Source organism: Pedobacter endophyticus (assembly GCF_015679185.1).
Classification (GTDB): Bacteria; Bacteroidota; Bacteroidia; order Sphingobacteriales; family Sphingobacteriaceae; genus Pedobacter; species Pedobacter endophyticus.
The window spans coordinates 3557812-3583453 of the sequence record NZ_CP064939.1 but is presented as its reverse complement, the minus strand read 5'-3'; the positions used below and the strand labels follow the sequence as shown (position 1 = coordinate 3583453).

Here is a 25642-nt window from a genome sequence, read left to right as displayed (position 1 = left end):
ATATATGTCGTTAACGGATTTCTTTTCGCCACTAAACCCCGATAGCTTTACCCCGAAGCAAGGATTTTTTACAAGTCAGCTTGGCCTAAAAGCAACTATCTACACCGAATCATTTCCCGATTTTGAGGAAAACACTTATGATCTGGCGATCATCGGCGTACTCGATGGACGGGGGGCGGTTAATAATGAGGGTTGTGCACTTGCGCCAGATTATTTTAGAGAGAAATTGTATAAGTTGAACGAAGGCGCCTTCGCCAGCCGAATTGTTGATTTGGGCAACATTAAACATGGCGCAACCATTGCCGATACTTACATTGCACTTAAAATGGTTGTTTCGGAACTTATTAAAAAAGATATCGTTCCGATTATTATCGGCGGAGGACAGGATTTAACTTATGGGCAATATTTGGGCTACGAGGATCTGGAACAGAAAGTTGATCTTGTAGTAATCGATAACCAGTTTGACATTGGCGATGACGAAAGCGAGGGAATTCAAACCCGATCAGACTGTTATTTAAATAAGATTTTTTTGCACCAACCCAATTATCTGTTCAACTATAGCAATATTGGTTATCAAACTTATTTTGTAAATCAGGAGAGTTTGAGTATGATGGATAAGCTTTATTTTGATGTTCATCGTTTGGGCGAATTTGCCCAGGATATTACCTTGACGGAGCCAATTATAAGAAACGCAAACATGATTAGCTTTGATTTGGGCGCTATCCGTTCGGCCGATGCGGCGGCAAATGCCAACACTACGCCCAATGGTTTCGATGGTGAAGAAGCTTGCAGAATTGCCCGTTATGCCGGAATGAATGATAAGCTCACTTCTATTGGCTTTTACGAGTTTAATCCGGCTTATGATAACAATGGCCAAACTGCTTTTTTATTGGCGCAAATGGTTTGGTACTTTATTGATGGTTATTATGCCCGCAAGAAAGACTTTCCGCTTACACCGAAATCGCAATTTATGATCTATCGAACGAGTTTGAAAGATGGCTCGGGCGAAATGATGTTTGTAAAAAGCAAAAAATCAGATCGTTGGTGGATGCAGGTTCCCTATCCATCGGGCCAGTCGAAAAACGAACGCTATCACCTGGTGCCGTGCCGGTATGATGATTACCAAACCGCAGTAAATGGCGAAATGCCTGATTTGTGGTGGCGAACCTATCAAAAACTGAGTTAAAAATAGCTCCAAAATTTCCGTACAATTTCAAAGTTGAGGCTGTACAATTTCAAAGTTAAGGCCGTACAATTTCAAAGTTAGCGCTGTAAACTACGTCGATAATTTTATACAAACAACTGCCTGTAAGAACAATTAACATAATTTAACTTCAATTAATTACGTTTAAAAAAAGATATTTCCTATCTTGGAAATTATTACTACTAACTCATCTCATGAAGAAAATATTATTATCTGCAATGGCACTTTTGCCATTGACAGCACTAGCGCAAAAACCGTTTACCTTAAACGGTGACATAAAAGGCTTAAAAACTGGCGACAAAGTTTATCTGATTTATCAAGGCGACGATAAAAATGTAACCGATTCTACAACAGTAGCCAACGGTACTTTTACTTTTAAAGGAAGCTTAAACGCTCCAACACAAGGCAGTTTATACTTGAACAAAAATCCTTTTGTTAATCGCCCGGCCCAGGGTGAAAAATTAGATGGGTTATCGTTTTATGTGGAACCAGGAAACATTAAGTTAACTGCCCCCGATTCTTTAAAAAATGCAACAATTACAGGCTCAACAGTTAATGATGATGCGAAAAAATTAAAGGCATTGACAAAATCGGTTAACGATCAGTTAATGGCGATAAATACCGAATATGCTGGCTACACAACGGAGCAAAAGCAGAACAAGGAAACCATGGATGCTTTGAGGGCTCGCTACGAGAAAGCCTCGGAGGGAATGCCTGCACTGTTATTGCAATTTGCAAACGCAAATCCTAAATCATACATCAGTTTAAGCGCCATTGGGCAGTTGGCCGGCGATCCGGATCAGGCTGTTGGTGCAGAAAAAGCTTTTGCTGCACTATCTCCTGAGCTTAAAACAACGCCCATTGGTAAAAGAATTGCCCAGGTGTTCGACGCAAGCAAAAAGACTGCGGTTGGCGTAATGGCCATGGATTTTACACAAGTTGATACGGCAGGAAAGCCTGTAAAACTCTCAGATTTTAAAGGCAAATATGTGCTTGTAGATTTTTGGGCATCGTGGTGTGGCCCGTGCCGTCAAGAGAATCCAAATGTTGTAGCTGCGTATAACAAATTTAAAGATAAAGGCTTTACCGTTTTAGGCGTTTCGTTAGATGGAGGTACCACCAAAACAACGAAAGCGGCCTGGCAAAAGGCCATTGCAGCAGATAGCTTAACCTGGACACATGTTTCTGATTTAAAGGGATGGAGCAATGAGGTTGCCAAAATGTATGGCATACAATCTATTCCAGCCAACTTTTTAATTGATCCGACCGGAAAAATTATTGCAAAAGGTTTGAGAGAACAAGCGTTACAAGATAAGCTTCAGGAGCTGTTGGGAAACAAATCGAAGTAAAATTATTGAAGAATTACTTAGTCATCCGATAAATAATTACGCAATCTGCAACTATTCACCGGATGACTTTCTGTAAAATTTAATGCATAAAAAAAGAAGTCAAGTTTTTTTGAAACTTGACTTCTTTAGTTTAAAGGCTTTTATTCGATGCTAAGCTAACTTACACCAAATCGAAGCCGATATCTTCTCTAAAATATTTACCGTCAAAGTAAATGCGTCCGGCATCGGCAGTGGCGGATTGCAAAGCTGTAAACAGATCGCTCTGCAAGCTTGTTATGGCGATTACCCTACCGCCATTTGTTTTAACCACATCGTTTTCTAATAATGTTCCGGCATGGAAAGCATTTGAATGACGCAGGTTTTCGATTCCTGTAATGGCTTTTCCTTTTAAATACTCGCCGGGATAACCGCCTGCAACAATCATTACGGTTGCGGCTGTTTGCTCAGAGATTACCAAATCAACCTGACTTAATTGCTTGTTGGCCGCAGCCATAAACAACTCCACTAAATCGTTCTCAATTCGTGGAATAACGCTTTCCGTTTCGGGGTCGCCCATACGAGCATTGTATTCGATTACGTAAGGATCGTCGCCTACTTTAATCAATCCGAAGAAAATAAAGCCTGTGTAATCAATGTTATCTTTCTTTAAGCCTTCAACAGTTGGCTTGATAATTCTTTCTTCAACTTTTTGTAAAAACTCTGGCGTTGCAAATGGAACAGGGGAAACAGAGCCCATGCCGCCGGTATTTAAACCCGTGTCGCCCTGGCCGATCTTTTTGTAATCTTTTGCCGATGGAAGTGTAACATAGTTTTCTCCATCGGTTAAAATGAAAACGGAAAGTTCAATGCCACTTAAAAACTCTTCGATAACAACAGTTGCACCTGCTGCGCCAAATTTACCGCCAAGCATGAGTTTTAACTCTTCTTGCGCCTCGATAGTTTCTGTACAAATTAAAACGCCTTTGCCTGCTGCCAAACCATCGGCTTTTAATACCACTGGTAAAGCATGGTTTTCTAAATAGGCCAAACCATCGGCCAAAGTTTCGGGTGTAAAAGATTTTGAAGCGGCCGTTGGAATGCCATGACGCTCCATAAACTGTTTAGAAAAATCTTTGCTTCCCTCTAAAATTGCGCCTTCTTTTTTCGGGCCAATAACAGGAATATGCGAAATGGCCCTGTCAGCCAGAAAAAAATCATGAATACCGTTAACCAAGGGCTCTTCGGGGCCAACAACTACCAATTCAATATTTTCGGTAAGTACTACTTTTTTAATCGAATCGAAGTCGTTTACGTTGATATTGATGTTGGTGCCATATGCTCCTGTACCACCGTTTCCGGGGGCAATAATTAGTTTATCGCAGTGCGAAGACTGGCTTATTTTCCAAGCGAATGCGCTTTCTCTACCGCCTGAACCTAAAAGTAAGATATTCATATCGGCAAAGATAATATTTTACCTTTGGTTTGATTACACGGATCGAATGAAATCGCAGAATGGATTAATTGGTTAACTGTTGAATTGCTATATTGTTGAATTGCTGGAAATAAATCACTAACTTGATTGGCATTTTCTTCGGACTTCGGACTTTCCCAAAGGGATGCCCTTGGCACGGACTCAAAACTCAAAACTCAAAACTCAAAACCTAACTCCCCTTTGCGCTACGCGTCATTTGCTCAAGCATGTCCCACATTTCACTCGGTATGGCTTCTAATCCGTTCATCTGTCCGGCGCCCTGTAGCCATTCGCCACCGTCGATGGTAATTACTTCTCCGTTAATGTAACCGGAAAAATCGCTTACCAAAAATGCGGCAAGGTTTGCGAGTTCCTGGTGTTCGCCAACTCTTTTGAGTGGTACCCGGTTTTTAAAATCGAATTTCTTGGCTAAATCTCCGGGCAATAATCTTTCCCAGGCACCTTTTGTTGGAAACGGTCCGGGTGCAATTGCGTTGGTTCGGATGTTGTATTTCCCCCATTCTACGGCCAGCGATCGTGTTAAGGCCAACACGCCGCCTTTTGCACAAGCTGATGGCACTACATAGGCCGAACCTGTAAAGGCATAGGTGGTTACAATATTTAATACGGTTGCTGCTTGCTTTTCTTTAATCCAATGCTTGCCGAATGCCAATGTGCAATTTACGGTACCTTTTAAAACGATATCGATAATAGAGGAAAAGGCATTTGCAGACAGACGCTCGGTGGGTGAAATAAAGTTGCCCGCAGCGTTATTTAATAAAACATCTACTGATCCAAATTTCTCGAGCGTTTTGGTCAATACATTTTCAACCTGATCGGCTTCGCGAACATCGCAAGCCACTGCCAAAACCTTTCCACCCGTCTTTTCCTCCATCTCACCGGCGGTTTTTTGCAATACGTCTAATTTACGACTTGTAATAACCAGGTTTGCACCCAACTTTAGAAAATAAACGCCCATTGCTTTCCCCAAGCCCGTTCCACCTCCTGTTATAACAATGGTTTTGCCTTTTAAGGCATCTTCTCTCAGCATCGGCGAATTATAATTGAACATACAGTATTGTTAAATTGTTGATATTGTTAAATTGTTCGTTTTGCAAGCTGAAAACTGCGAACTGTATGCTGAATTACTTCCGCTGCAAACTAGCCAAAATGGTTTTTAAAATGTGGCGAGTAGTTGGTGCCCACCATTGTGCTAACACTTTTTCGAGTGTCGCCGATTGGTCGGTCGTCATCGAAGCAATGAGCTCCTCGCGAATATTAAGTTTACTTTGCGACCATGTGTTGCTTTCGAGTTCCATAAACTTCTTTATCTTTCTCTCGGCCGCGGTAAGCAAGCTTTCTCCTTTTACCAGTTCATCTATTAAGCCTACTTTCAATGCCTCTTCGGGGTTGTAAAGCTTGCCGGTAAGTAAACTTCGTGAAGCCTCCGCCTTGCCTATCCAAAATGAATAAAGTTGAAAAATGCTATTAGGTACAATAATCCCGACCGGAACCTCGTTCAGCCCGATAATATATTGCCCTTCGGCCATTACGCGGGCATCGCAGGCCAATGCAATTACACAGCCACCAGCAGGACTGTGTCCGCTTATGGCCGCAACCATCGGTTTCTTGAAAGAAACAATGTTTGCCGTAAAATTAAAAAACAGCTCGAAGAAAGATTTCGCTTCCTCTTCGTTATAGTTATAAAGCGCTACCAAGTCTAGCCCGGCAGAGAAAAAAGGAGCCGTTCCGGTTAAAATTACGCCACCTATATTGTCGTCGGCAGCAATATTTTTAAGCATATCATCCAGTTCGGTAATCAACTCGCGGTCTAAAGCGTTTGACTTTCCTTTATCGAATGTGATCGTTGCCAACCTATCTTTTACGCTTACTTTTATTGTATTCATTTTTAAAATTGTATCAAGAACCTCTCCCCCCGCCCTCTCCTTGAAGAGAGGGAGCTAGGAACTGCTCATTTTGTTGTTGTGATTATAAACTTGGTAATCGCTAAAGTGTTTTGTGCTTTAGTTATTTTAATTAACCACATAAGGACTTTTATTTCTTTTAAGCAACCCTTTGAAACTTTCAACTTAACGCCCACCCAACCTACCCAGAGGGGAGGAGTTAGCGATGAGTTAACCTAACATTCGCACGAAGTATGCGCTTTGGTCTTTCAGCTTTAGGCTTTCACCTTTACACCCTCCACCTTTTTAAGCCCCACCCAACCTCCCCAGAGGGGAGGAGTTAGCGATGAGTTAACCTAACATTCGCACAAAGTATGCGCTTTGGTCTTTCAGCTTTAGGCTTTCACCTTACTTCACTTCGTAAGTGTAAACTTTTCTGGCCAAATGTCCAAAGGCATCAATTCCTTCAATAACCACCCGGTAAGTTCCTGGTTCATCGGCATTATAAAACTCAAACTTCGCCTTACCATCGTTGTTGGCTACCACCTGTGGGTTCCAATAAATTGTGGTTCGCAAATCGGCCCTGCTACTGGTACTGGCGGCATCATACTTGGGTGAATAAAATTCTCGACCTACAGAGAAGCCCCGAGGGTTAAAGGTAACGATTCCGGGCGCATAACGGTCGTAGCTACTGGTACCGCCACCACGCTTGGTGGTAATAATGATTACCCCGCCACTACCTTGCGAGCCATAAATGGCAGTATTACCAATATTTTTTAACAATTCAATCGATTCAACATCAGTGGGTACGATATTATCTAAGAAGTCGGCCTCCACAGGCATGCCATCTAAGATAATCTGAATTGGCGTATTCTGACTGCGCATTAAATAGGGAATATTGCCGCGAAAAATTACGCCGGGCAATCGGCCTTGCAAACATTGCGATAGCGTAACACAAGTGGATAAATCAGCAGCTGTCATTATAAAATCTGCTCTTCCGGCACCGTTGAGGTTCGATGAGTTTTTTGCCGGATTTTTCTTTTCCGTAATCGTCACTTCATCTAGCTTAATCGTTCGTTCCATAAGCCCAAGCCTTGTCATTTCATTAAAATAGTTATCGCTTTCTTTAATGTACTTCATTAAGGTATTGTTTACATTAACGTCTATATCGGCACTATTCTTATTTTTGGTAACAATTTGCCCCGGCACTACATCGAGGTTGATTTCTACAAATTTTCGGTCGGTTTTTGTTCTGGCCTGTACCACAAACTTGGTACTGTCGGTAAAGCTCAAATTATCGAAAACGAATTTTCCTTCGGCGTTTGTAACCGTATCTAAGATATAAAGCGTGCCTTTAGTGGCCATAAGCATTACTTTGCCATTAGGAACTGGCTTATTGCCCTTGGTTACTGTACCACTGATGGTAATCGACTCCTCGGGCTTGTAGGTGATGTTCGGGCCAACGTTATTGATAATATTTTTCCAGATGAATCTTCTCCAGCCTTGTGTAAGCATTAAATTATCAAGTTCTTTTCGTGTCTTCAGATCATCATCTAAGAAATAGTGATTTGGTTTTTCAACGTAGCCAGCCAAATCCGACGTGAGCAAGAGCGAAGTAAGGATGTTGGTTTCATTATCCTCATCAGGAGCCACCTTATTGGCATTGGTAACCGAAACAGAGAAGCTACCTAAAACGGGCTTCGACTGGTTTGTGGCATCAAATGTAAAAGCTGCTTTACCTTTCCTTTGGGCAGATACGCCGGAGGTACCAAGTGATACATTAATCAATTCTGATTGATGCTTGTTAAAGATTAAACGCTCGGCAACTGGCTGGTTATCGTTGCTAAATAAGGTAAACTGAACTATGCCTGAAGGCAGCTTCGATTTTGGTATTACAGCCTGCAAAACCTGTTTATCCATTTTCGCTTTGGATGCGTAATAGACATTGCCCCCGCTTTGCGCTATAATTTTAAGTTCATTATTGTTGATCAGGTCGGCGCTTGCCATAATTCGAAGTACAACGTTGCTGGTATCGGTAGTGTTAAGTGAAATGGCATAGCCACTTTTGGCGGCAAGGGGCAGCTTAAACGTTTTTTCTGACCCATCTTTAAACTTCACCTTTGCCGAATACGACTTGCCGGCCTGTGCATTGAAAACCACATTCCCCATGCCCAGGTAGGTTGTAGAAAAAGTGGTTATTGCAGTGCCATTTTCATCTACAATTGTTCCTTCTATATTTTCGCCATGGCCGTTTGATGCGGTAGCCTTAATGCCAATTCTTTGCGGAAGCAATTCTACTAAAGTGCCGCCCTCGGGGAAAAACTGAACGTCGACATCGTTAGAGGTTGAGGTTATCGGAATAGACTTGGTTACTTTCTCCTTGTTAGGCAGGGTAAGGGTTGCTATAATTTTGCCCGATTTGTTTTGAAACGACTGGTTGTTGGTAAAGTTAATGGCTGCGTTGCCTTGCAAATCGGTTTTTACTTTTCCCTTTGCTATCGAACGGTAATCTAACTGCACATCGTAGCTAACCTCGTTTTCGCTATAGGCGATACCATTTTTATCTTCGAAATGAATGGTTGCGGCTACTTTATCGGTAGCATTATCCTTGCTAAAATTGTAAGTGGTTTTGGTAAAAACCTTATTGGCCCAACTGTTGCCAATTTTTATCGTTTTATCGAAGAAAAATTCGGTTCCGAAATTGCGCATGTAATTGGTGTAAGCACGGATTCGATAATTGCCTTCGCTTAACGAATCTGTCAATTTGAAATCGCCCCAACTAATTCCCGCCATCAACGGGAGCTTAAGCAGCTTCTTTAACGAGTCTTTTTCGTTAATTAATTCGACATATAAAATTTTGCTGATGGTTGATGGGGCGGCGGTTTTGGTGTTTAGCACATAAGCCTTAAACCAAATGTCGTCCCCAATGGCATAATAAGGTTTATCTAAATGTAAATGGACTTTTTCTTGCGGGTATTTTACCGTGTATTCTTCAAATTTTTTCAGGAGTTCGGCAAATGGATCATCATCTATCGTAAATGCGGTAAAACCGACTAATCCCAAAAGAAAACAAAGGGCGAGAGTAATTTTAAGTTTCATGTGTTGAGGCTAAGTAATTCTGCGTCAAGGTACAAAAGATGGGCGATATTTCTATGTAAAATAGTGGTGAACTTAGAACTTAGTTATGCTTTCTATCAATGGTGTCTTGCAAATCATAAAATACTGTTATGAATGTGTGTTATTAATCTCCTCCGCAACCACCACAACTACTACTACAACTACTGCCGCATGAACTGGAGTAGTCACTTTTTTTTTTGATTTCAGATTTCATCAATTCAGTGAGTGAACTTGTTAAAACAGCCGAGCCTAACAAAAAGTAGCTCCATTGCCAATTGCCTTCTATTTGCTTGGTTGGTAAAATTTTTTTCTCATAAAGCTCTGGCAGCGCATAGGTGGAAATTTGTTTCGTTAAAGATTGTAAGTATTGGATCGTAAATATCGAAACAGCAAATGTTGCCAGTAAAATTATGGCAACTGGCTTATCTCGTAAGATGCCTGTTGCAATTCTCGTCGACCCCAACAATAGTAAAATCATTAAAACATAAAAGTTTTTGCGGTATAACGAATCGAATTTTTTTGACTTGTTAAAGTATTTTCTAAATGCTTCTAAACAATTGGCTGTATTGCTAAAAACTGGCTTCGCAATTAATATACTTAATAGGTAAAAATAAGATATTTCGCCTGTTTCATTTAACACGGAAACGATTTGCGACTGCTCCTTGCTCAACGTTACCTTACTTTCTACAAGTTCAATATTTTTATCTGCATTTATTTGAATGACTCCGCTCTCTATAAGTTCGTTTACAGCCCCTTGCAATACCTCCGATAATTTTTGCGTTTTTGCATAAACAAGCTCGAAAGGCTTCAACTTAAATATAAATGAAGATTTATCGAACTGTGAAACTATGTTATCAAAACATGTTTGGCTATAAACAGCCAATGCTAAAAGGGTGATGATTGTTAGTATGATATAGCCAACTATAAAATGGAGATTATCGATGTCTAAATAAATCGGCTTTAATAAAAAGTAGATTGGAACGGATAAACCAATAAATACCAATATACCACTAATTATAAAACTTGTAATTTTGGTGTCTGCCTTTTCGAGGTTTAGGCTTTCGAAGATGTTGTTATAGCCCCAAATATTTTTTGGCTGGGCACCAAAATCTGTTTCGTAAAGCGTTGAAGTTCTCTCTTTTGCCTGTTTAAATTTCTCAAAATCCTCTTTGTTATGGGTTGACGGAATGTGGTGAATTTTCTTTCCGATCGTATTGCAGAAATCTTGGTAAGACTGGGTGAAAACCAAATGCTGGTGCCAAACAATATCAACACTTTCAGACGGAGAAACCATAAGATTTGAGGTAGCCGCCAGATACATAAATTTTTTGTACTCTAAAATTGCTTGTTCAGTAAAGGCCTTAGTCCAAAAGTTTTCTTTGGCAAGTCTTGTAGAAAATCCATAATCCTCTGTTGGATTCTCAAACTCGAAAGCGAGTATGTTACGCCAAAGTTCTTGATTCATTTTGTTGGTATCGATGTAATTTAGATGATAGGCTATCTCTATCCTTCGACGCTTCACTTGAGAGCATTGATCGAAGATTGCCAAATACTAATATACAAAAAATGGGTGAATATCTGTAAGATCTCATGCAATAGCCGGATTTTCGCGAAAGCATCGCTAAACTACTTCTTACCGTACTCGCCGTCCGCTCTTCAGCAGTGGATTATTGACGTTCTGTGCTCCATCGCTTCGGGATTCTTCGTTGCATCAACTAGCTGTAAAATAAACCTTTACACGAACGGTCGTGGTGCTGTACCGAAGCCTCGGGATCAGCATCTTTCATGCTACAAAGGCCCTGATCCCGTACGTACGGGACAGGGTGACGAGGTGGTTAACCATAATGCTTAACATTCTTTCAACTCTCAACGTCACTCATATTGATTTAATGCGATAAATTTAAGCTCAGGATGCCAGCTATGAGTGGCGATTTGCTGAAAAAATTGATCTATGAAGATGATACAAGAGACTTTGAAAGCGCCCGAGAATGATTGAAATACCGATAACCATCAGTCGGCCGCTGGTCAGAATCTGAGTGATGTTTAAAAACCGTCAAGCTAGATATTATACCCACCTATTACTTTACATTATATCGATAGGTTGTTCTACCCAATAGGCCCTGCCCATTTATCCCTTCTACAACGACCAGATAACTTCCGGTTTGGTCGGAATTGAAGAAACTGATCTCTGCCTTTCCCTCTCTACCGGTAATAACCGACGGATTCCAATAAACAGTACTTCGCTGATCGGGAACGTTCGAAGGATTTTGTACGTTATACTTCGGGCTGTAAAATTCCTTCGCATTGTCGTATCCCTTGGGGAAGTAGGTAATTACCGATGGGTCGTATCCCCTGCGGAAATTGCCCGTGCGTGTAAAAACTGCCATCACCGGCCCAAAAGTTCCCGTACCTGTAAGCTTTGCACTAACGCCCTTACTTTCGTGCGAAAAGTAAACTTTATCAATGTCTGCAGGGTGATCTCCGGTAAAAAATGTTTGATAATCGCATGGCGCTATCGTCATCCCATCAATGATCACGGTGTATTGCTCCCGTTGAAACATCGGAATGTATAGCGGGCCGCAATCATCGTATTTATCAGTTCCTTGCTTATAAACAAAGTTTACGCGGCTTCCGTCCATTCGCATTAAACAATCCATTAGGGTTTTGCATGGCCTTCGGCTATCGGGGCGGTAAATTTCATCTGCCTGACTTTCTTTAATGGTGTTTCCATAGGCCATTTTACTTTTTGCCCGTATGCTTACCTCGCGAAGCTGCTGAACCCTGCTCAACATACCGTGTTTTTCCAGTTCTTCATCAAGCGCCCTGCTGGTTTCTAAAGATGTTTTAACCAACGATAAGATGTCGGGATTTAAGTCGCCAACGTTGGGGTTGGGGGTTACAGGTTGGCTTCCGGCCTTATCTACTAAAACCTCCACTAACTTTCCACCCTTCGGATTTCGGCCCCGCAAAGTAAATTCAGTTCCATCTAAAATGATGAGGTTATCGAAGCTGAACTTTCCCTGCTGATTGGAAACGGTATCCCGAAGAATGCCATATTTGTTGTTTAAAAGCGTCACCGTACCGTTTGCAAGCGGCTTATTGCTTAGCGTTTTAAGTTGCCCGGTAACAGCGTTGACAATCTTTTCGGCCTTGTAACCTGCATCGGGTGCTTTTCCGGCCAATACATCTTTCCACACGAATCGGCGATAACCTTGGGTAAGCATTAACAAATCGAGATTTTCTCTGGTTTTTTCGTTTGCATTGTAAAAGTAATAGTTCGGCTGTTCAACGTAGCCCTTAATATCGGCTTTGAGCAAAAGCTGCGAGTAAATGGTATTTACCTTTGTTTCATCAAATGGCACCGCATCTTCGCTAATTACTGCAACCGATAGATTCCCGCTGATGGGTTGGCCCGCCGGGTTTGTAGATGCGATTGCCAGCGATACCTGATCTCTTTTTTTGTATTCTCTTTTATTGGTTTCGACAACCTTTAATTGCATGTTATCGTCTTTCTGAACAAAAAATACACGTTCGTTTATTGGGGTTCCGGTTGGCGAAAAAAGTGTAAACTGCAATATTCCCGATGGAACCTGTTTAATTGGCATATAAAGCGAAGTGGTTGTTTTGGATACGTTTATTGGCAACGCCGCGTAAACCGTTCCGCCCGATTGTGCAATTAAACTGAGTTGCTGCGCACCTTTAGCTAATGTTTCTGCATTGGTGTTTATCCTCAGCAAAACGGTATCGGCCTGTGCGCCCTGGCCGTTTTCTCTTCCATAAACGGCCAGCGTGTAGCCATCTGTTTTGGTTTCGGGCAGTTGTACAGCTGTTTGAAAACCGTTCTCCATCTTAATTTTTGCTGTATAGCTTTTTCCCTTTTCGGGCATCAGATTAAAAAAGCCCATTCCCAAGTGCTGGGTTTCGAAAGTTGTTATTTCCTTTTGTTCGTTATCAACAATGCTTCCGCTAACTTTTGCGCCCAACCCGTCGGTGCCCGTTGCCTTAAACGCCACCCGGTTCCAGGTATCGGCAAGCAGGCAGCCACTTTCGGGAAAAAACTGAACATCGGGTTGAAGCTGACTGGTTTTTAATGGAAACGTTTTCGATACTTTAGTTGCCTCATCTAAGGTAAAGTGGGTAACGAGGTAAGTGGTATTTTGTGATGGATTTTTGGAAGCGGGCAATTCTACGCTTATTTCTCCGGCGGCATTTGTTGTGCCACGGCCCGATGAAAGGCTTTTATACCCCTCCTTAATACTATAGCTTACACCATGTTCGCCAAAAGGCTTCCCTTTTGCATCGGTATATTTTAAAACGGCCTTAACTTTTGGCTTATTTCTATCTTGCTCGAAAATATAATCGATTTTCCCGAAAACCTCATTGGCAACCGAATTGCCCACGCTAAAAGTTCGGTCGTAAAAAAAATCGGGGCCTGCATTTCGCATCCATTCGGTGTAGGCCCTAATGCGATAATTGCCATCGCGGGTGGTGCTGTCGTTCAAAACGAAATCGCCTTTGGCCAGGCCACCCATTACAGGTAACTTTATGGTTTTAGCTATAGAATCGCCCTCACTTAATAAATCGATATAAATGGCTCCGCTTATGGTCGATGGAACGTGGTCGCTACCCATTGTAACGTAAGCTTTGAGCCAAATGGTATCGCCAACTAAATAATAGGGCTTATCGGTGTGGAGGTAAATTTTTTCTTGTTGGTTTTGTCCTGCCCACTTCTCTAACGCACTTACCAATGGCGCATGCGCAGCGGATTCGGTTTGTGCAAAAGCATAGGTACAAAACATGAGCGTGGCGAGGGTTAGCCACAAGCGTTTAATTTTCATAGTAATTTGGTTAGGGTGATTTGCCGGTTTTTAATAAAACCGCTAAAATTTGTTCTTCCACATCATACTTTCTACAGGTCTGGTTGTTTTATTGTTATATTTTGCATTTCCTTTGGTGTTGTACATCGTTGCGATGTTGCCTTCTACCACGAAGTAAATTAGCTGCCCGATGGGCATACCGGCATAAACTTTTACAGGCTGTGCTACCGATATTTCGAGCGTCCAGGTGTTGCAAAAACCTACGTCGCCTTTGCCGGCTGTGGCATGAATGTCAATACCCAAACGGCCAGTACTGCTCTTGCCTTCCAAGAATGGTACGTGTGCGTGTGTTTCAGTATATTCTAAAGTTACCCCCAAATACAAAGTGCCCGGATGCAATACATACCCGTTTTTAGGAATCTCGAAATGCTCAATCTCGTTGTGTGCCTTTGCATCAAGAACACGGTTGGTGTAAGTAGCCAAATATTTCCCCAAATGAACATCGTAAGAGTTTGTTCCCAAACACTCGCGTTTAAACGGTTCAATTATAATCGTTCCTTTCTCAATTTCCTCTAATATCCTGCTATCAGATAATATCATTTTTATGCGTATTTTTGGCCTAAATTATCATTTATTTAAGATAATTTTGCATGTAACTTCCAATTTAATAAATGGCGATCGTTTACAACCAAAATATTGATGGGCATTCAGTTTTAGCAATTTGGAAAATTGAAGAAACGGAAGAAGAACTGTTGGCCGGGCTACAGCTTAAGCAGCACGAGCTGGATATTATTTCGTCGTTAAATAACGGAAAACGCTTGTTGCATTGGCTAAGTACAAGGCTTTTGCTGCGAACGATGCTTAACACTTCTGAATATATCGATTGCCAGTTTGATGCAGATGGCAAGCCCTATCTTGTTAATTCCGATTACCACATTTCGTTAAGCCACTCTTATGATTACGCCGCAGTAATGATTAGTAAGGAATATGCTGTTGGTGTAGATATCGAACTCATTAAGCATAAAGTTAAAACGATTAAGCATAAGTTTCTAAGTGATATTGAACTTGCCCAAAAGCAGCTTGGCGATAACATCGATGGTTTATATGTTGCCTGGTGTGCAAAAGAGGCTATTTATAAATGGCACGGAAAAAAGGGACTTGAGTTTAAACAACACATTCACATTAAGCCCTTTAAACTAAAAAAGAAAGGCAGCTTAAATGCAATTGTGGAGTTGCCAAACGGAACGAGAGAGTTGAGCATCAATTATTTTAAAACCAACGACGGATACATGCTGGGTTATGTGGCCAGTCCATCGTAAATACAGAGCTGATGAACGAAGCAGAGAAAAATGAGACTGGTTTGGTGTTAACGCAGTTTGTAGATTGGGGTTTAACCGATTACCAACAGGCTTGGGACAGACAGGAGGAACTACTAAATAAAACGGTTGCCATAAAATCCGAAAACCGCACGAACAATACAACAACGCCGACTCCGAACTACTTAATTTTTTGTGAGCACCCGCATGTGTACACACTCGGAAAAAGCGGGCACCCCGAAAATTTGTTGTTGGATGAAGAGGGGCTGAAAGAAAAGAATGCAACTTATTACAAAATTAACCGCGGTGGCGATATAACCTATCACGGCCCGGGACAAATTGTTGGTTACCCGATTTTAGATCTGGATAATTTTTTTACTGATATTCACCTCTATTTGCGTACGCTGGAAGAGGCGGTAATTTTAACTTTAAAAGATTATGGAATCGATGCGGGACGATACCCGGGTTATACAGGTGTTTGGCTAGACGCGGATAACGACAAGGCCCGCAAGATTTGTGCAATGGGCGTTCGGTGCAGCCGATGGGTTACCATGCACGGCTTCGCCTTTAATGTAAATGTTGATCTCGATTACTTTAAAAATATTGTGCCTTGTGGTATCGACGATAAGGCGGTAACTTCTTTAGCAGCCGAGCTTGGCCGTAAACTGGATATGGAAGAGGTTAAGGGCAGATTGAAAAATCACATTGCCGACCTTTTTAAAATGGAGTTGGTGTAGTTTGCCTATGTTCCGTCAGTTGAAACTGACGGCAATGAAATGACGGCAATGAATCGACTAGCGGTAATGCTATTTATTGCCGTTGACTTCAGTCAACGGAGCATGGCAAAGATTGAAACCTGAAATGGCAGGATATAGCAATCGTTTAAAATCTATCGCTCGATGTTCTTCGTAAATTAATTCATGAAACTATTCGTCTGCATTTTACTTTCTTTGCTATCTTCGGGATGTACGAAAACCAGCGAAAATCCGAGCATGCCAAAAACCGATCTGCCCACAAACAACTTTAATGCAAATGCCAGGTTTACCTATCTGGCATTGGGTGATTCTTATACCATTGGCGAATCGGTGCAGCAGGTAGAATCGTTTCCCTATCAGCTTCAAAATGCTTTAAAACAAAAGGGATTTGATGTTGGTGCACCTAAAATAATTGCCAAAACGGGTTGGACAACGGACGAGCTTGAAAGCGCAATTAAAAGCGAAAATCTGACGCAAACCTTCAGTTATGTCACGTTATTAGTTGGTGTAAACAATCAGTATCGTGGATACCCGTTGTCGACATACAAGAAAGAGTTTGCTGAGTTATTGCAAAAAGCAATTGCGTTTGCCAATGGCGATAAAGCTAAAGTTTTTGTAGTTTCGATACCCGATTGGGGTGCTACGCCATTTAGCAAAAACTCGGGCAAAAACCCGGAAACAATCGCCGCCGAAATTGATGCATTCAATGCCGCAAATAAAGAGATTACTATTGCAGCGGGCGTAAGTTATACTGATATAACCCCTGCCTCGAGAAATGCAAAAACCGATGCATCGCTAATTGCCGCCGATGGATTACACCCAAGCGCAAAAATGTACAATGAATGGGCCTCGGCCTTATTGCCGAAGATTTCGGCTGTTCTTCTGTAACCACAGTTATTGCTTCTTTTTAACCGCTCTGCGTTGCTCGGTTACATTCCACTTCCTGATTATCAAATTAAATAAATGGCAGATGTGTTTTCTTTTTAGAAGAAAAATTTTACATTAGTCTAACTATTTAAATCAACCCTTTAACAATTTAATCTATGGAAGATCCAACATCCCAATCAAATGCTCCATTTGGACAAACTCCTTTTGGCAATTCTCCAGGCATTCCACCCAAAAACTGGTTGGTAGAATCTATTCTGGTAACTTTATTTTGCTGCCTCCCATTCGGCATCGTTGGGATTATTAATGCAGCAAGCGTGAACAGCAAATATGCCATGGGCGATTATGCAGGCGCACAAGCAGCATCCGCAACCGCCGGAAAGTGGACCAAAATCGGCTTTTTCGTTGGAATCAGCGTTTATGTGTTGTACATCCTCTTTTTTGTGGTTTTGGGCATGGGTGGCGCAATGATGAGCAACTATAGATAATGAAACTTAAGTACATCTTAGGGATTATAATCCTGATAGCATTGGCAATAACATACTACAGCTATAACCCTGAGATGTACACTTTTTTCCCTGAGTGCCCTTTTCACAAATACCTGCATCTCGATTGTCCCGGGTGTGGCTCGCAACGAGCTGTACACGCACTGTTGCATGGAAATGTTGGGCAGGCTTTAGACTTCAACGTTTTAATGGTAGTGAGTTTGCCATTTTTATTTCTTCACTTTATTTTAAAAATCACTTCCTACGTTACCAACAAGAATTACGATTTAAAAATCTGGCAAAAGCCACTGGTGCCAAAGCTGATATTTATTCTGGTTCTTGCTTTTTGGATCGCCAGAAACATTCCGGCCAAGCCGTTTACTTATTTAGCCGCATAGCTTAAATCGCCACCGAGGTTAGCGCCTTATAATCTTTCAACACCGTTTCTAAAAACTGTAGTTCGTTCATATCAGCAGGTACGTTAACCGCAATATGTGCTGTTGTTTTGGCAGTCATGGTATAAATCAGCTCCGCATTGCCGGTTTGGTAATAGCCCATTAACACTTCATGAATTAATTCAACGTCGCGGTCGTTCAAATGCAATACTTCCTTAAACCTGGGCACGTAATCTTCGGGCAGGCTAAAGCTGAAGGCCACATTTTCTAACTGGGTTCGGGGAACAGTTTTTATAACAGTGGTTTTAGCCAGCATATCGCCTAAACGCTGGTGGTTCTTGCTTACTGCAACAGCAATAAGTGCTACAGTGCCCCAACCGAACGGGATGCCAAAATCGATTATCCGAAATAGCCACCTCAATAAATATTGGCTAAATGTGGGCTGGGTTCCATCAAGGCTAATCACCTTAATTTTAAGCACCCTTTTACCGATGCTTTGACCATTCATCATCATTTCGCAAACCAGATCGTAGAAAGCGAAAATTGCAAAGAAGATAATCGCGATGACGATAGCAGCCGTTCCCGACATGTTCATACTCGCAACCGTCATCAATATCATAAATATTATTCCTCCGACAACAAAAATGGCCAGATCGATGCATCTGGCTGCCATCCTTTCGCCGAGACCCGAAACTTCGTAATCAATATCGATATTTTGAGTAGTGCTAATTTTGATGCTATCCATGTTTCAAACATAATTTTTTTTAAGGATAATCAACGTATTCAAATGCTGATTTTTATAAAACAAGGTTTAAGCCATTCCGAAACTCACATCAGGCACCTCATCCACCAATGATAACACCTTACCATGAGATTGCTTCAATCGATTTCGCTACGAAGTAGCCCCTTTGGGGCAAAGACGGCGCATAAAAACAGGGTGAGCGAGGTAAATTCGCTTCGACCACATAGGCACATAGAAAACATAGATTTTATAGGGCGAAGTAACTTATCCATATATCCCGAGCCGGTCTCAGTGTATTAAGTTGAGGATAAAACAGAAAATAATGTCATCCTGAGAAGGATTTTTCAGCAAAAAATCAATACGAATGACGTTTGAAATTTACTCGTTCGCTATCTGCGCCCTGCGTCCCCCTTCGAAGGGGGCAGTGCCAAAGGCATCCCTTTGGGAGGGGATGATTTGGAAAAATCCTCTCCCTTTGTGTGGATTCCGGTATGTTTCGTTTGTGAAACCCTCTCCAAAGAGGGACTATGAGACTATGCGTTAAACCCAAAGTAATAAAACGGCGCAGCCTTTCATTTTATTCAGCTCCACATATTTTATATCCTTAAAAATTTAACTATTTTAACCGAAGATTTGGTAACGCCTTACATGAGAGAAGCACTATTTGTAAAACAAAATTCGGACAAGTGGAAACAATACGAGCATTCGCTTCAAGCCAATCCCGATGAAATTGCAAATCAGTTTATAGAAATTACCAACGATTTAGCTTACGCCCGCACGTTTTATCCAAATTCAAAAACTGCTGCATATCTTAATGGGTTAGCTTCCAAGCTCCACCAATCTGTTTATAAAAACAAAAAAGAAAGCACCAACCGATTTACCCACTTCTGGAAAACCGAGCTGCCGCTGTTGTTTTTTACCTATAAAAAACAAATTCATTACGCATTTATCTTCTTCATCATTTCATGTTTAATTGGCCTATTATCGGCCAAGTACGATGACACCTTTGTTCGGTTAATTATGGGCGATGCGTATGTAAACATGACGAATGAAAATATTGCAAAAGGCGATCCTTTTGGTGTTTACAAAAGCGAAAACCAGTTTCTAATGTTCCTTAAAATCGGATCGAACAATATCTATGTTGCGCTGTACACCTTCGTATTGGGCATTTTATTCTCGTTCGGTTCCATTATCTCGCTATTTAGAAACGGGATTATGCTCGGCTCATTTCAATATTTTTTCTTTAGTAAAGGGCTGGGCGTAAAATCTGTATTGGTGATATGGATTCACGGAACGCTCGAGATTTCGGCGATCGTGCTGGCGGGAGCCGCCGGGCTGGTGCTAGGTAACAGCTTCCTCTTTCCTAAAACCTACACCCGCAAAGTTTCCGTTTTGAGAGGCGCAAAAGATGGATTAAAAATCGTTGTCGGCTTAGTCCCAATTTTTATCGTCGCCGCATTTTTCGAGAGCTTTGTTACCCGTTATACCGAAATGCCACTCGTAATCAGCCTGCTCATTTTACTATCTTCCGCAGCTTTTATTATCTGGTACGTCATTATCTATCCAATACAATTATCAAAAAAAGTAATAAATTAACATGCTATCACCATTCGAATTTAAAAAGCGCCGCGATTTTGGCCAGATCATAAACGACACTTTCGCATTTATTCGGCAAAACTTCAAGCCCTTAATTACCACTTACGCAATTTTTTGTGGGCTCTTTGTATTGGCGAGCATGGCCGCCATGCTGTTGCAGCAATACAAAATGGTGAACGTTCTCAACGACATTAAGATTTCCCAGGGCTCAAACAGAAATCCGTTCGGGTCGACATTTGGTATAGAATATTTTCTATCGTTGTTATTCAGTCTCTTCTCGTATGCAAGTATGAGCGTGGCCATTCATTCCTATATCGCAATTTATATCCAGAAAGGCAACCAAACACCAACTATTGATGAGGTTTGGGGCTATTTTAAGCACTATTTTTTCAGGGTATTCGGCAGTTCCATAGCGCTATTGCTGTTACTTTGTATTGCATTCATATTCTGTATCGTACCATTTTTCTGGCTGTTTCCCTTTGTATCGATGATTTACCCCATTATGATTATTGAAAACGGATCGTTGGCTTTTTCATTTAACCGAAGCTTTCAGTTGATAAAAGATAACTTCTGGGTCACTTTTGGTACACTTATCATTGTTTGGATTATTATTTATGCGTGTATGACGATGGTGGTGCTGCCAACAACCCTGTTGAATATGGTCGGCTTGCTTTCCCATAAAAGCCCTCAAATGTCGCTAACCTTAACTATGATTACTACCGTTCTGCAATCGCTTTGCCAGGTCTTCTTTATCATACCCATTATAACCGTTACGCTCGTTTACTTTAGCCTGGTAGAGCAGAAAGAAAACTTAGGTTTAATGGAGCGCATAACACAATTTGGAGATACTGAAAAACCAACAGACACCAGACCTGAGGAATATTAATATGCTGCGATTTCTTGTTGGTTGCTTCCTTGCATCGTTGCTTTATGTTTGCCCCGTAAATGTGGTTGCGCAAGCAAAGAAGACTGCGTTGCCCATTGTTTTGCAAACGGATAGCAGTAAAATTACGCCGGCGAAATTTGATAAGGAAGCAATAAGTGATTATAAAGATCAGAAAGCGTTTCAATACGACCAGCAAGAGCGCAGACAGCTATCGCTTTGGGATCGGTTTTGGATGTGGTTTTGGTCGGCCATTAACGAGCTTTTTGTTGGTGCCGCATCGAACGCTGTCTCCCGATACTTCTTTATTGGGCTTGGCATTGCGTTGGTTATCTTCATCATTACGAAAATTATCGGCGCCGAGAATATCTTTAGCAAGAAACCGAAGGAAACCATTCTTCCCTACGATGTAATTACCGAAAATATTCATGAAATAGATTACGAGCAAGAGCTGCAACGTTTAATAGGCGAAGGCAAATATCGCCTTGCGGTACGCTTGCTATACCTGCAGGCGTTAAAAAAACTTAGCGATGCCGAGATTATACAATGGCAACCCGAAAAAACCAACTATAACTATTTAATGGAAATTAGCAAGCCCGAGCTCAAGGCAGACTTTAGCAAGCTAACCCTCCAGTTCGACTACATTTGGTATGGCGATTTCCCTATAGATAAAGGCAGGTTTGAACCGATTAACCAATCATTTAACCAGTTTAAAACACAAATTAAATGAAAGGATATAAAATCTACTTCGGCATTGGCCTCGTTCTCATCGTTGTTTACCTCGTGGCGCAGTACAACAAGCCTACGCCGACCAATTGGGCGCCAACTTATATTTCTACCGATAAAATTCCATACGGAACGTACATTTTACACCATAGGATAAAGGACATTTTGCCGGGTGCCAAAATTGAGCAATCGCGGCTGGCAATATATAATACGCTCAAAAACAAGCGTAGTAACGGCTCTGCTTATCTAATTGTTGCGCAAACGGCCAACATTAGTAAGGTAGATTTTGAGCAAATGAAAAAATTTATGCGGGCAGGAAATTCGATTTTCATTGCCAGCTACGATTTCGGAAAAATGGCAGAGGAGTTGAAGCTTAGAACAGCCCAAACAATGTCGATGGAGCGGCCGTCGCTTAATTTTACCAACGAAGCTTTAAAAACCGAGGCCAATTATGGTTTCGAACGTGGCATAGGCGGACAGTACTTTAGCCAAATCGATTCGACCCGGGCGATAGTATTGGGCGTAAACCAACAACAGAAGGCAAACTTTGTAAAATACCCCTTCGGCAAAGGCGCACTTTACCTTATTGCCGAGCCTGGCTTTTACACCAATTTCACCCTGCTGAATAAATATGGCGCCGAATATGCGGCCAAAACTCTAAGCTATATTCAAAAAAGCAACGAACTGATCTTAGATCAATATTTCGCCACAAAAAAGAACGAAACGACCGATATTTTAAGGGTGTTTTTTAAACATCCCGAACTCAGATGGGCCTATTACCTGAGTATTTTTGGCCTGATCATTTTTGTACTTTATGATATTAAGCGCAAGCAAAGAATTATCCCCGTGGCCGATCCGCTTAAAAACTCGTCGGTCGATTTTGTAAACGTGGTAGGTAGCGTTTATTACCACGAGCGCAACAACCTCGATATTGCACTTAAAAAGATCAATTATTTTCTGGCTTTTTTACGTGGCCGATATTATATCAAAACGAACGATATCGATGCGAGTTTTGCTCAATTATTGATCGAAAAAACAGGCATAAATGAACCATCTGCCAAAACATTAACCAATTATTTTATGCAAATTCCGCAGATGAGCGATTTAAGCGATCATCAACTTATTGGTTTAAACGAAAGCATAGAACAATTTTATAAAAATACACAACGCCATGGAGCAGGAACAATTTAACCAACGTACCGATTTAACGGCTTTAAACGAAGCGGTTGAGCAGATTAGAAACGTACTTGGCCAAATCATTATCGGACAAAAGCAGGTTATCGACTTTTTAATAGTCGGCTTACTTGCCGATGGCCACATTTTAATTGAGGGTGTACCCGGCGTAGCGAAAACATTAAGTGCAAAACTCCTCGCAAAATCAATCGATGCGCAGTTTTCGAGGGTACAGTTTACGCCGGATTTAATGCCCTCGGATGTGTTGGGAACACCGATATTTAACACCAAATCCGGAGACTTCGAATTTCGAAAAGGGCCGATTTTTGGCAACATCATTTTAGTTGATGAAATTAACCGCGCTCCCGCTAAAACCCAATCGGCGCTGTTTGAGGTAATGGAAGAACGTCAGGTAACTATCGATGGGCATACCTATATTATGGATGAGCCCTTTATGGTTTTGGCCACTCAGAACCCCATTGAGCAAGAAGGAACCTACCGCCTGCCCGAAGCACAGCTTGATCGGTTTCTCTTCAAAATAGAAGTAAAATATCCGTCGTTTGAAGAAGAAACCGCCATTTTAATGTCGCAACATAACCTTGTAAATAAAACACTGGCCAGCGATGTAAAGGCAGTTTTGTCTGTTCAGCAAATTCAATCGGCACGAAGCGTGATTCGCAGTTTGTTTGTTGAACCGAAGCTGCTCGAATTTATCGCGAAGATCGTGAGCGAGACCCGCAACAATCCGTCGCTTTATTTGGGTGCTTCGCCGAGAGCTTCTTTGGCTATTGTGCACAGCGCAAAAGCCCTGGCAGCCATTCAAGGACGCGATTTTGTAACGCCAGACGATATTATCATGGTGGCCATTCCGGTTTTGGCACACCGAATTTTACTATCGCCCGAAAAGGAAATGGAAGGCTTAACAACAAGCGATATTGTTCATCAGATTATAAAAAGAATTGAAGTGCCGAGGTAAGTGAGCCTGCTCAGAAGGTTTTGTCATTCTGAGCGCAGCGAAGAATCTGCAGGTTTCTAACCGCAAACAGAACATGACTTGCCAGACTCAGGTTCGGAGTTTAATCGGTTAGAGATCCTTCGTACCTCAGGATGACAGCAAAGGTTTTGTCATTCTGAGCATCGCGAAGAATCTGTAGGTTTTTAACCACATACGGAACATACCTTACCAGACTCAGGTTCGGAGTTTAATCGGTTAGAGATCCTTCGTACCTCAGGATGACAGCAAAACGAGAATTTTAAACAAACTAAAAAACTAACCCTTGAAAAAATTCTTTCAGCAATATTATACCAACCTGTTCCTCAACGATCGCTTATTTGCGGCCCTGGGCGTTTGCGTCGTGCTTTTTTTGCTGAAGTTTTTCTTCGCGTGGCTTGGCGAAGTTCCGGTGATTGCAACGGGTGTATTGCTCGCCTTTTTTTTAATTGATTTGTTCATTTTGTACCGAATAAGACAAGGTGTGAATGCTCGAAGGTTTACACCAAAAAGATTAAGCAATGGCGATGAAAACCCCATTCAAATCGAGATTAAAAATAGCTATGGATTTGGCGTAAATGCCCGTGTAATTGATGAAGTACCCTTTCAGTTTCAAATTCGTGATAAGGATTTCCGGTTTGCGCTGAAACCCGCCGAAATTAAGTCTATCCATTACAACTTACGCCCAACAAAACGCGGCGAATACAATTTTGGCTTAATCAGGGCCTACATTAGTTCGCCCATTGGCCTCATTAGCCGCCGGTATAACCTGGCTACAGCCAACACGTTGCCCGTTTATCCATCTTTCATCAACCTTGGTCAATACGAATTGATGGCCATTTCTCATCAGCTCACTGAGCTTGGAATTAAAAAAATCAGAAAGATTGGACAAAGTACCGAGTTCGATCAAATTAAAAACTATGTTGGCGGCGACGACATCCGGACGATAAACTGGAAAGCCACAGCCAGAAAAGGCGGCCTCATGGTTAATACGTATACTGACGAGCGTTCGCAGAATATTTATTGCATTATCGATAAATCGCGGGTAATGCGCATGCCGTTCGAGGGGTTAAGCCTGCTCGATTATGCCATTAACGCCAGTGTTGCACTCGCAAAGGTGGCCATGCTAAAAGAGGACAAAGCTGGCCTGATTACGGTTTCAGAAACGATTGGCTCGGTTGTGCCTGCCGATAGAAAGGCTGCGCAACTTGGAAACATCATGAATGTGCTGTACAAGGAAAAAACCAGGTATTTAGAAAGCAATTTAGAGGCCCTGTATTCTACTGTTCGAAGCGTGGTGAAACAGCGGGGCTTGCTCATCTTCTTCACTAATTTCGAAAGTATGTCGGCCTTGCAAAGGCAACTGCCTTATTTACGGCGACTTGCAAAGTATCACTTGTTATTGGTGGTATTTTTCGAAAACACAGAGCTCAGCGCATTGAGTATGGAGCCAGCTAAAGATATTGAAGGTATTTATCATAAAACCATCGCAGAGAAATTCGTTTATGAAAAGCGATTGATGGTTAAGGAATTAAACAAAAATGGCATCTTATCTATCTTAACCCCGCCACAAAAGCTAACTGTAAACGTGGTGAATCAGTATCTGGCACTGAAAGCGCAGCAGCGGATTTAGTTCTCAGTTTTCAGTTCTCAGTTTTCAGTTGGAAGTCCGCAGTCATCCGATGAATACCAGCTAATTGTAAATATGTGGCTTCAAAGATCTCTCCTCCAAAGGAGCTCCTTTGAAGCGCTGCGGTCGAGATGACGATTTAATCTTTAGTCATCCGATGAATACCAGTAGTTGTAAATATGGGGCTTTAAAGATCTCTCCGCTACGGTCGAGATGACGAGTTG

21 protein-coding genes are annotated in these 25642 nt (G+C 41.7%); 13 read left to right on the top strand and 8 right to left on the bottom strand.

Annotation, left to right across the window (positions count from 1 at the left end):
• Nucleotides 1-4 precede the first annotated feature (4 nt).
• Together IZT61_RS14545 and IZT61_RS14540 are read left to right on the top strand one after the other, a co-directional pair.
• Complete coding sequence (locus IZT61_RS14545) at nt 5-1186, top strand: formimidoylglutamase (RefSeq protein WP_196097702.1); 1182 nt, start codon at nt 5-7, stop codon at nt 1184-1186.
• Between the two features lie 212 nt (nt 1187-1398).
• Entirely contained in the window at nt 1399-2553 is a 1155-nt protein-coding gene (locus tag IZT61_RS14540; RefSeq protein ID WP_196097700.1) for a TlpA disulfide reductase family protein, read from the top strand.
• 160 nt (nt 2554-2713) lie between these two features.
• On the opposite strand, the gene purD is transcribed toward IZT61_RS14540, so the two are convergent.
• The 7 genes from purD to dcd all read right to left on the bottom strand — a co-directional run bounded on the left by purD (nt 2714) and on the right by dcd (nt 14441).
• On the bottom strand, nt 2714-3985 hold the full coding sequence (purD, locus tag IZT61_RS14535; protein ID WP_196097698.1) for a phosphoribosylamine--glycine ligase: 1272 nt from the start codon (nt 3983-3985) through the stop codon (nt 2714-2716).
• A gap of 208 nt (nt 3986-4193) precedes the next feature.
• Complete coding sequence (locus IZT61_RS14530) at nt 4194-5075, bottom strand: SDR family oxidoreductase (protein ID WP_196097696.1); 882 nt, start codon at nt 5073-5075, stop codon at nt 4194-4196.
• Nucleotides 5076-5148: 73 nt separating this feature from the next.
• The gene (locus IZT61_RS14525; RefSeq protein ID WP_196097695.1) at nt 5149-5910 is read right to left on the bottom strand and encodes an enoyl-CoA hydratase/isomerase family protein; all 762 of its coding nucleotides are present in this window, start codon (nt 5908-5910) and stop codon (nt 5149-5151) included.
• A 405-nt stretch (nt 5911-6315) separates the two neighbouring features.
• Nucleotides 6316-9006 carry a carboxypeptidase-like regulatory domain-containing protein gene (locus IZT61_RS14520; protein WP_230383714.1) on the bottom strand — a complete coding sequence of 897 codons (2691 nt, stop codon included), beginning with the start codon at nt 9004-9006 and terminating at the stop codon, nt 6316-6318.
• Nucleotides 9007-9148: 142 nt separating this feature from the next.
• Nucleotides 9149-10489 (bottom strand): glycine-rich domain-containing protein, encoded by a 1341-nt coding sequence (locus IZT61_RS14515; protein WP_196097693.1) that lies wholly within the window; start codon nt 10487-10489, stop codon nt 9149-9151.
• Nucleotides 10490-11102: 613 nt separating this feature from the next.
• Nucleotides 11103-13862: a carboxypeptidase-like regulatory domain-containing protein gene (locus tag IZT61_RS14510; RefSeq protein WP_196097691.1), complete on the bottom strand. Its 2760-nt coding sequence runs from the start codon at nt 13860-13862 to the stop codon at nt 11103-11105.
• Between the two features lie 42 nt (nt 13863-13904).
• Nucleotides 13905-14441 carry a dCTP deaminase gene (dcd, locus tag IZT61_RS14505; RefSeq protein WP_196097689.1) on the bottom strand — a complete coding sequence of 179 codons (537 nt, stop codon included), beginning with the start codon at nt 14439-14441 and terminating at the stop codon, nt 13905-13907.
• A gap of 71 nt (nt 14442-14512) precedes the next feature.
• On the opposite strand from dcd, the gene IZT61_RS14500 reads away from it, so the two are divergent.
• The 5 genes from IZT61_RS14500 (at nt 14513) to IZT61_RS14480 (ending at nt 17680) form a co-directional block, all read left to right on the top strand.
• Nucleotides 14513-15160 carry a 4'-phosphopantetheinyl transferase family protein gene (locus tag IZT61_RS14500; RefSeq protein WP_196097687.1) on the top strand — a complete coding sequence of 216 codons (648 nt, stop codon included), beginning with the start codon at nt 14513-14515 and terminating at the stop codon, nt 15158-15160.
• Between the two features lie 11 nt (nt 15161-15171).
• Nucleotides 15172-15894: a lipoyl(octanoyl) transferase LipB gene (gene lipB, locus IZT61_RS14495; protein ID WP_196097685.1), complete on the top strand. Its 723-nt coding sequence runs from the start codon at nt 15172-15174 to the stop codon at nt 15892-15894.
• Between the two features lie 183 nt (nt 15895-16077).
• Nucleotides 16078-16800, top strand: a complete 723-nt coding sequence (locus tag IZT61_RS14490; protein ID WP_196097683.1) for an SGNH/GDSL hydrolase family protein — start codon at nt 16078-16080, stop codon at nt 16798-16800.
• A gap of 155 nt (nt 16801-16955) precedes the next feature.
• On the top strand, nt 16956-17285 hold the full coding sequence (locus IZT61_RS14485) for a CD225/dispanin family protein (RefSeq protein WP_196097681.1): 330 nt from the start codon (nt 16956-16958) through the stop codon (nt 17283-17285).
• Nucleotides 17285-17680 carry a DUF2752 domain-containing protein gene (locus IZT61_RS14480; protein WP_196097679.1) on the top strand — a complete coding sequence of 132 codons (396 nt, stop codon included), beginning with the start codon at nt 17285-17287 and terminating at the stop codon, nt 17678-17680. The genes IZT61_RS14485 and IZT61_RS14480 overlap by 1 nt, the downstream gene beginning before the upstream one ends.
• Before the next feature lies 1 nt (nt 17681).
• On the opposite strand, the gene IZT61_RS14475 is transcribed toward IZT61_RS14480, so the two are convergent.
• Nucleotides 17682-18422: an RDD family protein gene (locus IZT61_RS14475; RefSeq protein ID WP_196097677.1), complete on the bottom strand. Its 741-nt coding sequence runs from the start codon at nt 18420-18422 to the stop codon at nt 17682-17684.
• 645 nt (nt 18423-19067) lie between these two features.
• Here IZT61_RS14475 and IZT61_RS14470 point away from each other — a divergent pair.
• From IZT61_RS14470 to IZT61_RS14445, 6 genes are all read left to right on the top strand, one after another.
• A complete protein-coding gene (locus IZT61_RS14470; RefSeq protein WP_196097675.1) occupies nt 19068-20015 on the top strand; it encodes a stage II sporulation protein M in 948 nt (315 codons plus the stop codon).
• Between the two features lies 1 nt (nt 20016).
• On the top strand, nt 20017-20901 hold the full coding sequence (locus IZT61_RS14465; protein WP_196097673.1) for a hypothetical protein: 885 nt from the start codon (nt 20017-20019) through the stop codon (nt 20899-20901).
• Between the two features lies 1 nt (nt 20902).
• Nucleotides 20903-21628 (top strand): DUF4129 domain-containing protein, encoded by a 726-nt coding sequence (locus IZT61_RS14460; RefSeq protein WP_196097671.1) that lies wholly within the window; start codon nt 20903-20905, stop codon nt 21626-21628.
• Nucleotides 21625-22815: a DUF4350 domain-containing protein gene (locus IZT61_RS14455; RefSeq protein ID WP_196097669.1), complete on the top strand. Its 1191-nt coding sequence runs from the start codon at nt 21625-21627 to the stop codon at nt 22813-22815. Before IZT61_RS14460 ends, IZT61_RS14455 begins: the two co-directional genes overlap by 4 nt.
• Nucleotides 22796-23773, top strand: a complete 978-nt coding sequence (locus IZT61_RS14450) for an AAA family ATPase (protein WP_196097667.1) — start codon at nt 22796-22798, stop codon at nt 23771-23773. The genes IZT61_RS14455 and IZT61_RS14450 overlap by 20 nt, the downstream gene beginning before the upstream one ends.
• A 301-nt stretch (nt 23774-24074) precedes the next feature.
• Nucleotides 24075-25421, top strand: a complete 1347-nt coding sequence (locus IZT61_RS14445) for a DUF58 domain-containing protein (protein ID WP_196097665.1) — start codon at nt 24075-24077, stop codon at nt 25419-25421.
• Nucleotides 25422-25642 lie beyond the last annotated feature (221 nt).

What these genes read in the sequence shown, in the direction of transcription:
- purD (WP_196097698.1), bottom strand. Translation starts at nt 3,985, where the DNA reads ATGAATATCTTACTTTTAGGTTCAGGCGGTAGAGAAAGCGCATTCGCT.
- lipB (WP_196097685.1), top strand. Translation starts at nt 15,172, where the DNA reads ATGAACGAAGCAGAGAAAAATGAGACTGGTTTGGTGTTAACGCAGTTT.
- IZT61_RS14475 (WP_196097677.1), bottom strand. Translation starts at nt 18,422, where the DNA reads ATGGATAGCATCAAAATTAGCACTACTCAAAATATCGATATTGATTAC.
- IZT61_RS14520 (WP_230383714.1), bottom strand. Translation starts at nt 9,006, where the DNA reads ATGAAACTTAAAATTACTCTCGCCCTTTGTTTTCTTTTGGGATTAGTC.
- IZT61_RS14450 (WP_196097667.1), top strand. Translation starts at nt 22,796, where the DNA reads ATGGAGCAGGAACAATTTAACCAACGTACCGATTTAACGGCTTTAAAC.
- IZT61_RS14490 (WP_196097683.1), top strand. Translation starts at nt 16,078, where the DNA reads ATGAAACTATTCGTCTGCATTTTACTTTCTTTGCTATCTTCGGGATGT.
- IZT61_RS14465 (WP_196097673.1), top strand. Translation starts at nt 20,017, where the DNA reads ATGCTATCACCATTCGAATTTAAAAAGCGCCGCGATTTTGGCCAGATC.
- IZT61_RS14470 (WP_196097675.1), top strand. Translation starts at nt 19,068, where the DNA reads ATGAGAGAAGCACTATTTGTAAAACAAAATTCGGACAAGTGGAAACAA.
- IZT61_RS14500 (WP_196097687.1), top strand. Translation starts at nt 14,513, where the DNA reads ATGGCGATCGTTTACAACCAAAATATTGATGGGCATTCAGTTTTAGCA.
- IZT61_RS14455 (WP_196097669.1), top strand. Translation starts at nt 21,625, where the DNA reads ATGAAAGGATATAAAATCTACTTCGGCATTGGCCTCGTTCTCATCGTT.
- IZT61_RS14515 (WP_196097693.1), bottom strand. Translation starts at nt 10,489, where the DNA reads ATGAATCAAGAACTTTGGCGTAACATACTCGCTTTCGAGTTTGAGAAT.
- IZT61_RS14525 (WP_196097695.1), bottom strand. Translation starts at nt 5,910, where the DNA reads ATGAATACAATAAAAGTAAGCGTAAAAGATAGGTTGGCAACGATCACA.
- IZT61_RS14460 (WP_196097671.1), top strand. Translation starts at nt 20,903, where the DNA reads ATGCTGCGATTTCTTGTTGGTTGCTTCCTTGCATCGTTGCTTTATGTT.
- IZT61_RS14510 (WP_196097691.1), bottom strand. Translation starts at nt 13,862, where the DNA reads ATGAAAATTAAACGCTTGTGGCTAACCCTCGCCACGCTCATGTTTTGT.
- IZT61_RS14485 (WP_196097681.1), top strand. Translation starts at nt 16,956, where the DNA reads ATGGAAGATCCAACATCCCAATCAAATGCTCCATTTGGACAAACTCCT.
- IZT61_RS14480 (WP_196097679.1), top strand. Translation starts at nt 17,285, where the DNA reads ATGAAACTTAAGTACATCTTAGGGATTATAATCCTGATAGCATTGGCA.
- IZT61_RS14530 (WP_196097696.1), bottom strand. Translation starts at nt 5,075, where the DNA reads ATGTTCAATTATAATTCGCCGATGCTGAGAGAAGATGCCTTAAAAGGC.
- IZT61_RS14545 (WP_196097702.1), top strand. Translation starts at nt 5, where the DNA reads ATGTCGTTAACGGATTTCTTTTCGCCACTAAACCCCGATAGCTTTACC.
- IZT61_RS14540 (WP_196097700.1), top strand. Translation starts at nt 1,399, where the DNA reads ATGAAGAAAATATTATTATCTGCAATGGCACTTTTGCCATTGACAGCA.
- dcd (WP_196097689.1), bottom strand. Translation starts at nt 14,441, where the DNA reads ATGATATTATCTGATAGCAGGATATTAGAGGAAATTGAGAAAGGAACG.